This is a genomic window from Tellurirhabdus rosea (genome assembly GCF_026278345.1).
In the GTDB taxonomy this organism is placed as follows: domain Bacteria; phylum Bacteroidota; class Bacteroidia; order Cytophagales; family Spirosomataceae; genus Tellurirhabdus; species Tellurirhabdus rosea.
On sequence record NZ_CP111085.1, the window covers coordinates 1913369 to 1927406 of the forward strand.

The window sequence follows — 14038 nt, forward strand, 5'->3', positions numbered from 1 at the left end:
CTTACGACTCACAACTTAATTGACTATTTAAATGATACTTGTATCGTGGTTTTTTTAATGTCCGCAAACGGTATTTCGACGGGGCCGGCGGGCGGGTCGTTTTTCTTCGGCTTGCGGGCGGGCGTTTCGCTGATGACGATCCGCTCTTCATTGACATCTTCCAGTACACCTTTGCGAATTTCGCCACCGTGGAGCATCACGGCGACTTCCCGCCCGATGTTCTTCCGGTACTGCCGGTTGAGCGTCAGCGGTTCGCCGATGCCCGGCGAGGACACTTCGAGAATAAAAGCGGCCCCGTTGAACAGGTCTATTTCTTCCAGCTGGTTACCCAGTTTACGACTGATCGCAGCGCATTCCTCGATGGAGATACCGGTATCACTATCCAGCAAAATGGCAATTTTTGAGCGGTTACGGGAGGGAGATACCTGTATATCAACGATAAAATACTGATCTTCGTTCAGATATGGCTGAAGTAACTCAGTGACTTTTTCTTTAACTTCCATACCGTATAGTAACAAAAAAGGGGAACGAACTTCCCCCTTTTCCAAGCAACGAATTGTTGGTAAGTCGTGCAAATATAGACGCTTTTTCGTTGTTTTACAACCGGGTTGGCCGCCCCGCAAGTTTTTTTTAGCGTCTGCCAGGCCCGGGGCCGGAGCCGCATTCCGTTATTTTTTCCGGACTTATCCACCCGCCGGCCGCCTGACATGGCCGGCATTCCGGTAATGAATACAACCTATGAATATCGTTTTTCGACTCCTGAATTTGCTGACGCGGTTTCTGGGTTCCATTTTATGGTCATTGAATCTGCTCCTTTTTCTATACACCCTGCTGGTTTACTACCTCTGTTATTCGCTCCAGACCGAACACTGGGTGGCGGGAATTATGATGATGTCGCTGCCGGTGGCCTGGGCGCTTAACGTGCTCTGCATCTTTTTCTGGCTGCTGGTCCGGCGGCCCTACCGCAGTCTGCTCTCGCTGGTCACGATGGTCGCCGGTTTGCCTTTCTGGCCCCGCACCTTTGCCTTTCACCAGCCCGAAAACCCGCCGGCCGCCCAGCCGGTGCTGCGCGTGATGAGCTACAATGTATCGGGGTTCAACAAATACGACGTCAACATGACGCAGCACCCGGACCAGGCCCGCCCGATGATCGAATGGATTGTGAACGATACCTCGGATGTGAAGTGCTTTCAGGAGTATTACAACCAGAGCGAGTCCGTGCTCTTCAGCGTCACGCGGAAGCTCGAACGGGCCGGTTACCGCTACTATTCGTTTCTGGAGCAGAAAAACACGCCCTACGGCGAAAAATTTGTCGGCTGCGCGCTTTTCTCCCGTCTCCCGATTCTGGACCGGGGAAGCCTCAGCTTCGATCCAAAGCACAACGGCTTCAACGGGTTTGTCTGGGCCGACGTAAAGACCCGGACCGACACCGTGCGGGTTTTCAGCGTCCACCTCGAATCGATGGGCATCCGGGTCAAGCGCATCACCGAGGCGGAGGGCGCCTCTACGGCCAAAAAGGAAGCGCGGGGCATTATCCGGAGTCTGCGGGAAGGATTTACGCTGCGCCGGGATCAGGTGCGGATTCTGGAGGAACACATCGGCCGGAGCCCGCATCCGGTCATTGTCTGCGGCGATTTCAACGATACGCCCTACAGCGTGGTGTACGGCCGGCTGCGGCGGCAGCTCAGCAATGCCTTCGAATCGGCGGGCTGGGGCGTTGATTTTTCGTACCACAAGCCGCCCGGCTTTATTCGTATCGACAACCAGTTCTACGATTCCCGGAGTCTGAACGCCCTTTCGTTTGCCACGCTGAAAGAATATAACTTCTCCGACCACTACCCCATCATCGGTGCCTATGCGGTGAAGAACGAAGGCGATTCCGGGAGCCGCCAGACCGGGTCATTGTCGAGCCGCCCGTAAAACAAAAACTCCGGCCGGTTTACACCCGCCGGAGTTCGATTCCTAACCCTTTTTCAGACTTAATTCGGATAGCCCGGATTCTGGGTTTTCAGATTCGGGTTGTTGAGCATTTCCGGACGGGGCAGGGGCAGCAGCAGGTGCTTGGCCTCCAGCGCCTTGTTGGTGCTCAGGTTGACGTGACCCACAAAGTTGTCAAACCCTTTGGTGGTTTCGTTGAACACTTTCCGCAGGCGAACCATGTCGAACCAGGTGATCTGCTCGTAGCAGAACTCGTACCAGCGCTCACGCCAAACGGCCTCACGGAAGCTGTTCTGCGTAAAGGTGCCGAGGGCAGGGGTCGTCAGTTGTGCCCGGTCGCGAATGCGCTTCAGGGCCTGAACCGCTTCGGCCGTCGGGCCGCCGACTTCATTTTGCGCTTCGGCAAAAATCAGCAGCGTTTCGGCATAGCGGATCTGCGGCACGTTGAGGTTGTTGTTACGCGTTCCGGCAACACCCTGCGTTCCGTTTGAAGTCCGGTTGAAGTGCTTGAACACGTACGGACGGCCCAACTCAAACCGGGCTCCGGTTCCGTTGGTGAAGTAGGTCGTGTAGAAGTATCCATCCTGGTCCTTCGCCCGGAGGTCGCCGGGTTCGTACGAGTTATAGAACGACAGCGTCGGAATCGAGCTACCCGTACCCGTAGGGCCGTTGAAGTTGATGGGTTTAAAGTTTCCGTAGAAGTTATCCATCGGGTTACCCGCTACCACGGCGTTGTACTGAAGCTGGAACAGGTGCTCCGTCCGGTTTTTCAGGCTTTCGCGGTGTACGTCCTCGTAGGTCGGGAAGAGGTTGATCGAAGCGGGGTTGGCGTTGGCGTAGGTGATTACCTCCAGTGCCTTGTCGGCTGCCAGCTTGTAGTGCGAGGCACCTTTGCTCAGGGGGAAGCCCGCCATGGTCAGGTACACCTTGGCCAGCTGGGTTTTCACCGCCGCCAGGTTTACGCGTCCGCTTGCATCCATCCACGGCAGACCGGCCGCTTCTGCCGCTTTCAGGTCTTCCACGATCAGGTTGTACACCTGTTCCTGCGGCGTGCGCGGGGGCAGGAAGTCCTCCGACGTAGCCGTTTGGGGCTTCGTGATCAGAGGAATATCGCCCCACAAACGTACCGCTGTGAAGTAAGCCCATGCCCGCAGGAAGCGAGCTTCACCCAGAATTTTGGTTTTCTGCGCTTCGGGCATCGGCGTGATTGCCGGCACGCGGTCGAGTACGAGGTTGGCGTTGGCAATAACCCGATACAGGCCGTTCCAGTAGTTCACAATATGCGCCGTATTGCCATCGTGCGAGAGGCTATACAGGTTATTGAGGTCCGAGTTCTGCGCCGTTTCGGTGGTCGATGTTCCCGTCATGGCTTCGAGCAACTGCCAGTTCGACGAGAAGATACCGGCCCCACCGCCGAAGAAACGGGTGTCGGCGTAAACGGCGGCCAGTCCTGCTTCGGCATGGTCAGGAATGGTAAAGAAATCGTTAGGCTGCAGGTTCGAGGGCGGCTGTTCGTCCAGGAAGTCCGAACAACCAACGGGACCGAGCAGAACGGTTCCGCACAGCAACGCCTTGGTTATAGTTTTTGCAATGTTGGATCGCATAATAGCTTCAAGATTTTAATAAGATTTAGAAACCAACCTGCAGGCCGAGCATGTAGGTTGTTGGCTTCGGATAATTGTGCCAGATCATACCCTGCGAGAAGGCACTGTTACCACCACCCTGGTTGGTCGGCGTCACTTCAGGATCACCAACGATGGGATCATCAACCAACAGGAAGAAGTTCTGAACCGTACCGTAGAAGCGCAGACGGTTTACTTTCAGGCGGCTCGCCAGCTGCGAGGGCAGCGTGTAACCCAACAGAATGTTGCGGCCCCGCAGGAAGGATCCGTCTTTGATCCACTGGGTATCTACGTTGGTTACGTAACCAGCACGCGTTTCCCGGATTTCGGCAATCATCGTATTCTGGTTCTGCGGTGTCCAGGCGTTCAGGACCGAGGTGTAGCTGTTAGCCAGTGCCTGACGGTCTTCGCTGGGGTGCAGGTTCATCAGCATCACATCGTTGCCGTACATGAACTGAAGTTCGAGCGTGGCGTCGAAGTTGCCAAAACGCAGGTTGTTGGTCAGGGCACCCCAGCCTTTCGGGCTACCGTTACCGATAATGCTGCGGTCAGCGTCGTTGATTACCTTGTCACCGTTCACGTCGAGGTACTTGATGTCGCCCGGCAGAATCGTCAGGTTGTTGCGGTAGCTGGTAAACTTGGCCGCTTCTTCGCGCTCGGCTTCGCTCCACACACCCAGACGGGTCAGGCCCCAGAACGAACCAACCGGCTCGCCCACCCGGATGATGTTGGTCGGGTTGGTGAAGTTCGGACCACCTACGTTGAAGATGTCAGCCGGCGTTGCCAGGGTCAACACCTTGTTGCGGTTGAGCGACAGGTTGAACGACGTATTCCACGAGAAACCGTTGCGGTTGACGTTCACCGTGTTCACACCAAACTCAAACCCTTTGTTTTCCATTGAACCGACGTTCCGGCGGATGGTAGCATAGCCGCTTGACTGCGGTACGGGCGCATCGAGGAGCATGTCGGTGGTCTTGCGGTAGTAGTAATCTGCTTCCAGATTAACACGGCCCTGGAACAGGCTAACTTCGAGACCGATGTCCGACTGAGCCGTTTTTTCCCAACGCAGGTCGGGGTTAGCCAGACGGTTGATACCCGTTCCGCTCACCCGCGTATCGTTGTAAACGGCTGCGTAGGTAGAGCTTAGCGTTGCCAGTGACTGGTAGGTCGGAATTTCGGAGTTACCCGTCAGACCGTAGCTGGCCCGCAGTTTCAGGTTCGAGATGAGCGAGTTGGATTTCAGGAAATCCTCTTCGGATACCCGCCATGCCAAAGCCGCTGATGGGAAGAAGGCAAACTTGTGGTTATCCCCGAATCGTGACGATCCGTCAGCCCGGCCTGTTACCGTAACGAGGTACTTGTCTTTATAGCCATAGTTGGCCCGACCGAAGTACGAGTTAAAGGCAAACCGCGATGCGTTTGAACCAACTTGTGGGTTAGTGGCACCCGCTCCCAGGTTGTTGAAGCCGAAGTAGTCTGTCGCAAAGTTGTTAACCTGAGCATTCATCGAGAAGAAATCATTCTCCTGCCATGAAACCCCTAACAAGCCCTGGATCGAGTGGTCGGTGCCAATCTGACGGTTATAGGTCAACAGGTTTTCCAGCGACCAGAACGTTTCTTTCTGGTTGTACGTCCGGGCGTTACCGTTGCCACCAATGTTCAGCGTCCGCGTCTGCGATTCGTTGTTCTCCTGGGTTACGATGTTGGTACCCACGATGGTCTTGAACTCCAGACCTTTAGCCAGATTGATGTTGGCGTACAGGCTACCCAGCAGGGTCTGCGTGTTCAGGATATACCGGCGACCCATCAGACGGTGTACAGAACTCATCGTTCCTTCGGCGCTGGGGTAGTCGCGGTTGTTGGCGTACTGACCGTTGGCGTACTTCACCGGCAGGAACGGGAAGTCTTCTACAATCTGCCGGGCTACGGCGTCATTGATGTCGACCAGGTTCTCCGACTGGGTGTTGTAGCTCAACGTACCACCGATTTTGAGCCATTTTTTCACCTGATCGTCAATGGTGAAACGACCCGAGTAACGCTTCAGGTACGACGTCTTGATCAGACCCTGATCGTCGCGATAACCCAGTGACAGCGAATACTGGGTGCGATCACTACCGCCGCTGAAGTTCAACTGGTGGTTCTGCGACAGTTTGTTCTGGGTCGATTCCTTAAACCAGTCGGTATCGTGCAGCGGGTTCAGGTTAGCATCGAACACGCCGGGGAAGTTGGCACTGAAGGTTTTCCGGCGGGCAATGGGGTCAAGGTAGGTGTACTGACCAGCCGCCCAGCCTTTGGGGTCATACTTGGCGATGTTTTTGTACGCCAGTTCTTCCGTAGCCAGATATTCGCGGGCGTTGAGCACCCGCGGACGGTTGGGGCCGATGGTGTTTACGCTGAAGTCGGCATTGTACGTTACCGTACCCTCGCCGGCCTTACCTTTTTTGGTCGTTACGAGAATAACCCCGTTGGCACCCCGTGCTCCGTAAATAGCCGTTGACGATGCATCTTTCAAAACCTCAATGGACACGATGTCGTTGGGGTTGATGTAGTCAATCGCCGAGCTGAACTGGTTTTGGTTACCCTGCGGCAAGAGTACCCCATCCACTACGTAAAGCGGGTTGTTGGACGAGTTGATGGAGCTGAAACCCCGGATACGCACCGTGGTACGGCCACCCGGACGACCCGAGTTGGTATTGACCTGTACCCCCGGCATGCGGCCCGCCAGTGCCTGGTTGAGCGACGGCGCCGGGCGTTCCATGATCTGGTCCGCCTTCACGCTGGCTACCGAGCCGGTCAGGTCCGACTTGCGGGCGGTACCGTAACCGATCACGACCACTTCCGTCAACTGCTTATTGTCGGCTTCCATGGAAATATCAATGCTGCTCTGCGTGCCGACCGCCACTTCTTTGGTGAGGTAGCCGACAAACGAGAACACGAGCGTAGCGCCTTCATCGGGCACGTCAAGCCGGTAACGACCGGTCGCGTCCGTAACCGAACCGCGGGTGGTCCCTTTGACCACGACACTGACGCCCGGCAGAGGTTCGTTCTTTTCATCCGCCACCCGACCGGTGATAGTTCTGATGGCCGGCTGCGTTTCGCCCGTCAAAGCGGAGCGGAAAAGCGGGGGATCGATGGCAGAGAAAGCCTGTGTAGGTTGAATAAGACAGGCCAGTAAGATAGGCGTAAGCAACAGGCCCCGGACACGGCCAGGCCCGGCCGAAGGAGGTAGAGAATGTTTCATAAAAACAGCCACCATCGCGGCTAGTCTAGGTAGATTGAGGATCTAATCGGCAGCAAGCCTATCCGAGAAAATTAACTATTGGTGGATTCTACTGTATTATTTTACCAAAAAGGCCGGAATCGGGCCGAAACCGTCGTTCAGTTGCAAAATCTTAATAAGTATAAATACTTATATAAATCATTGAAATTTAATTCTTATAAATCATTAATAATCAGATAACTATAGTTGTTTAATTGAGAGAATGTAAAGCTGAGTCTTAGTTACTTATACACTTTTGCAATTTTTTTAAAAAATTTTCCTGGGGTAAACCCTAGCAAAGCATTTCCGCTCATCGTTGGCGCTCCTTTTCGGTCCGCTTTGCCCTGGCGGCCGGGGCACCGTCAACCGATCAGTAAAGCGTTTTCAGCGGCCGACAGGTGTATACAAAAAAATAGTAGTTTTGGCCAAACCACCTTATCCATCAGAAACGATGAACGGTTATAAACCGGGGACCCACCTGCTCTCATCCTTTAGTGCCTCAGGCCAAAAATTAAACGATCTGGAAGGCTGCCGCGCCCATTTCGACCGCCTGATTCCGGCCCAGCAGCTCCAGAAAGTAGGCGAGGTCTACCACGCCTTTCCCAACGGCGGCTTTACGGCCGTCATCGCCCTTTCCGAATCGCATATTTCCATCCATACCTGGCCGGAGTTCGGCATGGCTACGTTTGACATTTTTCTGTCCAATTTCAAACGCGACAACGCCGAACGGACGCGGGTCATTTTTGAGGAAACCATCCAGTTTTTCGAGGCTAAAGTGAAGAACCGCGCCTCCATTTCGCGCTAATTCATGCCCGGAAGTCCGTCGTCTGTCCAGGCCCCGGCGCAGCTGGACTGCCCGAAATGTCACGCCTCCGTGCCGTATTACGACGTAACGGGCAGTTCGTTTTACGCCTGCCCGGCCTGCCATGCTTTTTTTGAATACGAAAACGAAGGCCCGCCAAACCCCATCCTGACCTTTTCGGCTCCGGCCACGCCCCTGCTGCTGCCCATCGGCACGACCGGCACGCTGGAGGGGCAGCCGGTTCGGGTAGTCGGGCACATCCGCCGGAAAGAAGCGCAGTACAGCGAGGAATGGAGCGAGTACATGCTGCTGCTCAGCCCCGGTGTTTACTGGCAGCTGGCCGAGTTTGAAGGCCACTGGACCCTGATTACACCCGCCGAAACGACCTTCAGCGAGGTGCGCATCAACCCCAAAGTCGGGTACGTGGACGCCGACGACCGGCGCTACGAGCTTTACAACCGCTATACGCCCCAGACCCTGCACGCCGTGGGCGAATTCGACTGGAACATTCTGCTGGACGACAAAATGAGGGTTTCGGAGTACATCGCGCCGCCGCACGGGCTGGTCCGCGAAAAAGTCCGGCAGGAAGAGACCTGGTATCGCTCCGTGCACAAAAGCCGCCGCGACATCGAGCAGGCTTTCGGCATTGCGGACCTGCCCGCCCGGTACGGCGTTGGCGCGCTGCAACCTTCGGGCCAGGATGAGGTCTGGAAGCCCCTGCAGCTTTTTACGATGGTGATGGCGGGGCTGCTTCTGGTCGGGCAGGTTATTCTGATTGGACTCAAACCCGAACGAACGCTCGTCCGTTCATCCCTCGTTGTCGGCCTGGATTCGGCGTCTTTCCGGTTTCAGCCGTTTGTAACGGGTTCCTTTGCGGTCGACGGCCCGGCAGCTATCGAGATCGGGCTGGAAGCCCTGCTGGACAACAATTGGGTCGAACTGCCCCTGTCGCTCATCAACGAACAAACCGGCAAATCCTACAACCTGACGAAGGTTCTGGAATATTATTCGGGCTACGAAGACGGCGAAAGCTGGTCGGAAGGCAGCCGGCAGGACGAGGCTGTTCTGTCGCGCATTCCGTCGGGACGTTACCACCTGAATCTGTACCCGACCACCGACCCTGGCAAAACCGTGAAACTGGAGGTAAAGGTGGTGCAGAATCCGTCGCTGCTGTCCAATTTTCTTCTGTTTGCCCTGCTGCTGCTGATTTACCCCGTGTATCAGTTTTTTCATACCAAACACATCGAACAGAAACGGTGGGCCAACAGTGATTACGGCCCCGAAAACCAGTAACCGATGCTCAGACCGTTCCGCACGATTCGCTTTTACATCGCTTTCATCCTCCTGCTTTTTGTGGGCTTTCTCTGGGCGGGGCTGAACGGCGTCCGGCTGATAGGCAACGACGAAGAGCGCACGGAAAACGTCAACGGACAGGGCGGCTCGCACCGTTCGGGTGGCCGTACGTCCCGGTTTTATCATAAATAATGTCCTCCGTCGCCGGGCCGTTCCGAAACCCGGCTGGCGACACTTAACCGTCAAACGAACATGGAATACCTCGAAGCCAAGTACCTGATTGCCTCCGTCGTTTACTCCCTGCTGGGGGTTGTTGTGCTGGTGGTCTGCTTTGTGATTATCGAAAAAATTGCGCCGGAAAATCTCTGGAAAGAGATCGTGGACAAGCAGAACGTGGCGCTGGCGATTCTGGCGGCGGGCTTCATGCTGTCGCTGGCACTGATTATCAGTTCCGCGATTCATGGTTAACGAAAAAGAGCCGAAGGCGGCGGAGACGAGGCGAGTGAACTCCCGTCAGATGCTCCTGCTGCTGTCGGTATTTGTGATTGCCACCTGCGGCCTGATTTACGAACTGATCGCCGGAACGCTGGCGTCGTATCTGCTGGGCGATTCGGTGACGCAGTTTTCGACCATCATCGGGGTCTATCTTTTTTCGATGGGCATCGGCTCCTGGCTGTCGCGCTACCTCGACGGTAATCTGCTGCGCTGGTTTATCCGGATCGAAATTCTGGTCGGGCTGGTCGGCGGACTCAGCGCGCCGCTGCTGTTTCTGCTGTTCGAATACGCCGCTTCGTTCCGGCTCATGCTGTACGCCCTGGTGAGTCTGACGGGTGTGCTGGTGGGCCTCGAAATTCCGCTGCTGATGCGGATTCTGGAAAACCAGTTGTCGTTTCGGGACCTCGTTTCGCGGGTTTTCACCTTCGACTACATCGGGGCGCTGCTGGCTTCGCTCATCTTCCCGCTGGTGCTGGTGCCTTATCTCGGCCTCGTCCGGACCTCGCTTTTTTTCGGCATGCTCAACATCGGGGTGGCGGCCTTTCTACTGTATCCTTTTCCCGAAACACGCCCTTTCCGCCGCCCGTTTCTGTGGACCATCGGCCTGAGTCTGCTGCTGCTGGCGGCGGGTTTTGCCGGCTCCGACCGGCTGATGACCTTTACCGAAAGTCTGGCTTTGCAGGACAACGTCATTTACAGCAAAACTACGGCCTACCAGCGAATTGTCCTGACCCGCAACCCGCGCGAATTCCGCCTGTTTCTGAACGGAAACCTTCAGTTCAGTTCGGCCGACGAATACCGCTACCACGAGGCGCTGGTGCATCCGGCGCTGCAGGCTCTGCCCCACGCCCGGCGGGTGCTGGTGCTCGGCGGCGGCGACGGGCTGGCCGTCCGCGAAATCCTCCGCTATCCGCACATCCGGTCCGTGACGCTGGTGGACCTGGACCCCGGCATGACGGACCTTTTCCGGACCAACCCGATGCTGACCCGGCTGAACGGCGGCTCCCTGCAATCCCCGAAAGTGCATGTCATCAATGCAGACGCGTTTGGCTTCGTGCGGCAGGATTCCACCCGGTACGACCTGATCGTCATCGACTTCCCCGACCCGTCCAATTTTTCGATTGGGAAGCTCTACAGCACGGCTTTCTACGGCGAACTGGATAAGCTACTGGCTCCTGACGGGCGGATTGTCGTACAGGCGACCTCGCCGTACGTGGCTCGAAATGCGTTCTGGTGCATCCGGCACACACTGGCCGCGGCCGGGTTTCATACCCTTCCGTACCACGTCTACGTGCCGTCGTTCGGCGAGTGGGGCTTCGTGCTGGCCGGACGCAACGGCCACTGGCGCGGGGACGGTGCTCTGCCCGCCGGACTGCGGTTTGTCACGCCGCAAATCATCCGCCAGATGCTGCATTTTCCGCCCGATATGGCCGAGGTGCCGACCGACACCAACCGGCTGAACAACCAGGCGCTGGTTCGTTATTTTGAAGAAGACTGGGCTCCGTATGCACGCTAACGACAAACCGTCCCTGGTATCGGGGGAAATGCCATATCTCGCAGATATGGCATTTCCCCCGATACCGCGTCGTTTTTTTCTTAAACAGGCGGCACTGGCCGCGGGGGTGCTGCTGGCCGGTCCGGCCGGACTGTCTTCCTGCCAGCCCGCGACGGCCCACATCCGGGGCGGCCTGAAAGGCCCCAGCCACGCGGCCGGCCACCTGCTCCGGAACATCGCCCGCCTGCCTGTGCCCGACGGGTTCTCAGACACGCATGTCCTCATTATCGGCGGCGGAATCGCGGGGTTGTCGGCCCGGCGCTGGCTTCACCGGCAGGGCGTTCGGGATGTGCTGCTGGTTGAACTCGAAGAGGCCGTGGGCGGAAATTCCCGGGGCGACGAAACACCCACGGCCGCTCATCCCTGGGGTGCGCACTACCTTCCCGTTCTGGACCTGCGCAACCGGGAACTGCTTCAGTTTCTGGAAGAATGCGGAAGCCTCACAGGCTTTGATCCGGACCAAAAACCCATTTACAACGAATACCACCTGTGCCACGACCCGGAAGAGCGGCTGTTTATCAACGGCTTCTGGCAGGAAGGGCTGGTTCCGGAAACCGGCCTTTCCGAAGACGAAAAAGCCCAGATTCTCCGCTTTGACCGGCTGATGGAAGGTTACCGGCAGGCACGGGGAGCGGACGGGAAAGACGCCTTCGCCATCCCGCTGGTCCATTCTTCGGCCGATGCCCGGTTTCGGGAACTGGACAGACTTTCGTTCGCGGATTTTCTGGATAGCCACGGTTTCACTTCGCCGCATCTGCGCTGGTATCTGGACTATTGCTGCCGGGACGATTACGGCGCCACAACCGGGCAGACTTCCGCCTGGGCGGGCATTCATTATTTTGCCGCCCGGAAAGGACAGGCCGCCAACGCCGACGCCTCTGCCGTGCTCACCTGGCCGGAGGGCAACCAGTTTCTGGTCAGTCAGCTGCGCCAGCAGGCCGACTCGGCGATACGGAGCAAGCTGATGGCTTTTGACGTACGGCTCGACGGCAAAAAGGTGCTGGTATCGGCGTACGATACCGAAACGCAGAAAACCGCCGGGATTCGGGCGGATTTCGTCATCATGGCGACCCCTCAGTTTGTGAACCGCCCGCTGCTCCGGAATCTTCCGGCGTATACCCCGCCTGACCTGCACTACGCCCCCTGGCTAATCGCCAATCTGACCATCGACGGACTGCCGCAGGACAGGGGCGCCCCGCTTTGCTGGGATAATGTGCTGTACGGAACCCGCTCGGTCGGGTACATTACGGCCAGTCACCAGCACCTCCACCAGACGCAGCGGAAGGTGATCACTTACTACCGCCCGCTGACGGAAGAGGCTCCCGACGAGGCCCGCCGTCGCGCCTACCAGACAACGTATGGGGACTGGCTGCAGGCGGTGCTGGCGGAACTGGAAACGGCCCACCCCGGCATTACCCCGCGCATTTCGGAGGCCGACATCTGGATCTGGGGCCACGGCATGGTCGCTCCGACGCCCGGTTTTCTGCAACGCCCGCCCGTTTTGCCCGTTGCCGACCGGCTTTTTTTCGCCCACTCCGACCTCAGCGGCATTTCCATTTTTGAAGAAGCTTTTTATCAGGGCATCCGGGCGGCGCAGGCCATTCTGGACCGGACCAGCTAAAAACAGAAAAGCCGGAAGGGCGACCACCCATCCGGCTTTTAAGTACCCTCCGCGGGTTATTTGATCGGCACGCGGATGCGCCGGGCGATGGGGTCGGGCGAGCCGTCCACGTCGTTGATCATGTAGCCATCCGTCCCGATTTGGGTTCCGCTCAGCAGCAATCCGGCCACGTGCGGGGCGGCCATCGACGTTCCGCTGGTGGAAGCGTAGCCACCGAACTGCGTGAACAGATTCAGGGGAATGGTCGAAGAGACGCTGACGCCGGGAGCGGCAAAATCGATGGGCGGGTTGCCCCAGTTCGAGAAACCGGCCTTCCGGTCGGCAATGTCGATGGCCGAGATGGTGTAGATGTACCGGCCGTTGAGCATAGCGGGCGAAAACAACGCGGCATTCAGGTTTGAGTTGCCCGCCGACAGCACGAACCGCAGGGCTTTCCGGTCGGAGGCATTGAGGATGACACTGTTGTAGGTTCTGGTCCCAAAACCGCCAAAACTACAGTTCACGACGTCGCCGGGTCTGGCCCGTACGGCCACATAATCCACGGCCGCCAGAATATCGGAGGTAAATCCCGCACCGCCGCTGTTGAACGCCTTGATCGGCACCACCGGAGCACCCGCCGCTACACCGACCACGCCGAAACTGTTGTTTTTCGCGGCAATCGTCCCAGCCACGTGGGTTCCGTGGAAATTATCATCGTCGAACGAGGTCGTATAGGACACGAAGGATCGGCCGTTGGCGACGTCCACGTTCAGGTCCGGGTGCTCCAGATCGATCCCCGAGTCGATAACCCAGGCGCGGCGGTTGGGATTTTCCATCATCACAAACCCGCCGACCCGCCGAATACCCCAGGGCGTAATCTGGGTACTCATCGGCTGCACCGGCTGGCTGTCTTCCAGCTTTTCTTCGAGGGCAATCACCTCGTCGGGCAGCACGGAGGCCACCAGCGGCGAAGCCAGCAGCACCTCGCGCTCCTCCTCGGTCAGCGGGGCGGCAAATCCATGCGCCGCAAAGGTGTATACCTGCGCGGCCCGGTCAGCGAGCTGATCGCCCAGTCGCTGGCTCACAAAAGCGCGCATTACATCGACCCGTTTACCGTAATCTTCCTCGTCCTCGGGCAGCAACCGGGCAATCTCCGGCAAATCTTCTTTGAACAGAACCACATAACGGGTTTCGGAAGCGTCCGTGCGGGCGGCGCTGTGTGCTTTCGGGGCCCCGGGCGCAGTAACGTCCTGGGGTTGACAGGCCGCCAGAACGCCCGTCAGGGCGCCCAGCAAAAGCAGATGTCTGTTAAGATAAGGCATGGATAAAAGCGTTAAGAGGTGATTAGTACGACTAGAGAAAAAAAGAACGGCCAAACGAATGCCGCCGAAGTAAATGTAAACTTCCGTCAACTTCATTCAAAGCCGTAACCCATTATCAGCCAAACGTTTATACCCTGTTTTTATTAAACGTA

General features: G+C 57.2%; 11 protein-coding genes. 7 read left to right on the forward strand and 4 right to left on the reverse strand.

Annotated features, from left to right (window positions below; translation table 11 throughout):
• Window positions 1-23: 23 nt before the first annotated feature.
• Window positions 24-548, reverse strand: coding sequence for a ribosome maturation factor RimP (locus ORG26_RS07995; RefSeq protein ID WP_266368284.1), 525 nt, complete (start codon window positions 546-548; stop codon window positions 24-26).
• 190 nt (window positions 549-738) lie between these two features.
• On the opposite strand from ORG26_RS07995, the gene ORG26_RS08000 reads away from it, so the two are divergent.
• The gene (locus ORG26_RS08000) at window positions 739-1920 is read left to right on the forward strand and encodes an endonuclease/exonuclease/phosphatase family protein (RefSeq protein WP_266368286.1); all 1182 of its coding nucleotides are present in this window, start codon (window positions 739-741) and stop codon (window positions 1918-1920) included.
• Window positions 1921-1979: 59 nt separating this feature from the next.
• On the opposite strand, the gene ORG26_RS08005 is transcribed toward ORG26_RS08000, so the two are convergent.
• Window positions 1980-3542 carry a RagB/SusD family nutrient uptake outer membrane protein gene (locus ORG26_RS08005; protein WP_266368288.1) on the reverse strand — a complete coding sequence of 521 codons (1563 nt, stop codon included), beginning with the start codon at window positions 3540-3542 and terminating at the stop codon, window positions 1980-1982.
• 25 nt (window positions 3543-3567) lie between these two features.
• Complete coding sequence (locus tag ORG26_RS08010) at window positions 3568-6801, reverse strand: SusC/RagA family TonB-linked outer membrane protein (protein ID WP_266368290.1); 3234 nt, start codon at window positions 6799-6801, stop codon at window positions 3568-3570.
• Between the two features lie 469 nt (window positions 6802-7270).
• Here ORG26_RS08010 and ORG26_RS08015 point away from each other — a divergent pair, with 469 nt between their 5' ends.
• Genes ORG26_RS08015 through ORG26_RS08040 form a run of 6 tightly spaced genes read left to right on the forward strand, consistent with a single transcriptional unit; the run spans window position 7271 to window position 12585 of the window.
• The gene (locus ORG26_RS08015; protein WP_266368292.1) at window positions 7271-7624 is read left to right on the forward strand and encodes an S-adenosylmethionine decarboxylase family protein; all 354 of its coding nucleotides are present in this window, start codon (window positions 7271-7273) and stop codon (window positions 7622-7624) included.
• Between the two features lie 3 nt (window positions 7625-7627).
• Window positions 7628-8914: a DUF4178 domain-containing protein gene (locus ORG26_RS08020; protein ID WP_266368294.1), complete on the forward strand. Its 1287-nt coding sequence runs from the start codon at window positions 7628-7630 to the stop codon at window positions 8912-8914.
• 3 nt (window positions 8915-8917) lie between these two features.
• Complete coding sequence (locus ORG26_RS08025; protein WP_266368295.1) at window positions 8918-9106, forward strand: hypothetical protein; 189 nt, start codon at window positions 8918-8920, stop codon at window positions 9104-9106.
• Between the two features lie 60 nt (window positions 9107-9166).
• On the forward strand, window positions 9167-9382 hold the full coding sequence (locus ORG26_RS08030) for a DUF350 domain-containing protein (RefSeq protein ID WP_266368296.1): 216 nt from the start codon (window positions 9167-9169) through the stop codon (window positions 9380-9382).
• Window positions 9375-10925 carry a polyamine aminopropyltransferase gene (locus ORG26_RS08035; RefSeq protein WP_266368297.1) on the forward strand — a complete coding sequence of 517 codons (1551 nt, stop codon included), beginning with the start codon at window positions 9375-9377 and terminating at the stop codon, window positions 10923-10925. The genes ORG26_RS08030 and ORG26_RS08035 overlap by 8 nt, the downstream gene beginning before the upstream one ends.
• Before the next feature lie 46 nt (window positions 10926-10971).
• Window positions 10972-12585: an FAD-dependent oxidoreductase gene (locus ORG26_RS08040; protein WP_266368298.1), complete on the forward strand. Its 1614-nt coding sequence runs from the start codon at window positions 10972-10974 to the stop codon at window positions 12583-12585.
• Between the two features lie 56 nt (window positions 12586-12641).
• Here the strand turns inward: ORG26_RS08040 and ORG26_RS08045 are convergent, their stop codons facing one another.
• The gene (locus ORG26_RS08045; RefSeq protein WP_266368299.1) at window positions 12642-13886 is read right to left on the reverse strand and encodes a S8 family peptidase; all 1245 of its coding nucleotides are present in this window, start codon (window positions 13884-13886) and stop codon (window positions 12642-12644) included.
• Between the last annotated feature and the right edge of the window lie 152 nt (window positions 13887-14038).

Excerpts from the sequence above, each read along its gene's own strand:
- ORG26_RS08045 (WP_266368299.1), bottom strand. The coding sequence starts at position 13,886 with ATGCCTTATCTTAACAGACATCTGCTTTTGCTGGGCGCCCTGACGGGC.
- ORG26_RS08005 (WP_266368288.1), bottom strand. The coding sequence starts at position 3,542 with ATGCGATCCAACATTGCAAAAACTATAACCAAGGCGTTGCTGTGCGGA.
- ORG26_RS08010 (WP_266368290.1), bottom strand. The coding sequence starts at position 6,801 with ATGAAACATTCTCTACCTCCTTCGGCCGGGCCTGGCCGTGTCCGGGGC.
- ORG26_RS08030 (WP_266368296.1), top strand. The coding sequence starts at position 9,167 with ATGGAATACCTCGAAGCCAAGTACCTGATTGCCTCCGTCGTTTACTCC.
- ORG26_RS08035 (WP_266368297.1), top strand. The coding sequence starts at position 9,375 with ATGGTTAACGAAAAAGAGCCGAAGGCGGCGGAGACGAGGCGAGTGAAC.
- ORG26_RS08025 (WP_266368295.1), top strand. The coding sequence starts at position 8,918 with ATGCTCAGACCGTTCCGCACGATTCGCTTTTACATCGCTTTCATCCTC.
- ORG26_RS08020 (WP_266368294.1), top strand. The coding sequence starts at position 7,628 with ATGCCCGGAAGTCCGTCGTCTGTCCAGGCCCCGGCGCAGCTGGACTGC.
- ORG26_RS08040 (WP_266368298.1), top strand. The coding sequence starts at position 10,972 with ATGGCATTTCCCCCGATACCGCGTCGTTTTTTTCTTAAACAGGCGGCA.
- ORG26_RS08000 (WP_266368286.1), top strand. The coding sequence starts at position 739 with ATGAATATCGTTTTTCGACTCCTGAATTTGCTGACGCGGTTTCTGGGT.
- ORG26_RS08015 (WP_266368292.1), top strand. The coding sequence starts at position 7,271 with ATGAACGGTTATAAACCGGGGACCCACCTGCTCTCATCCTTTAGTGCC.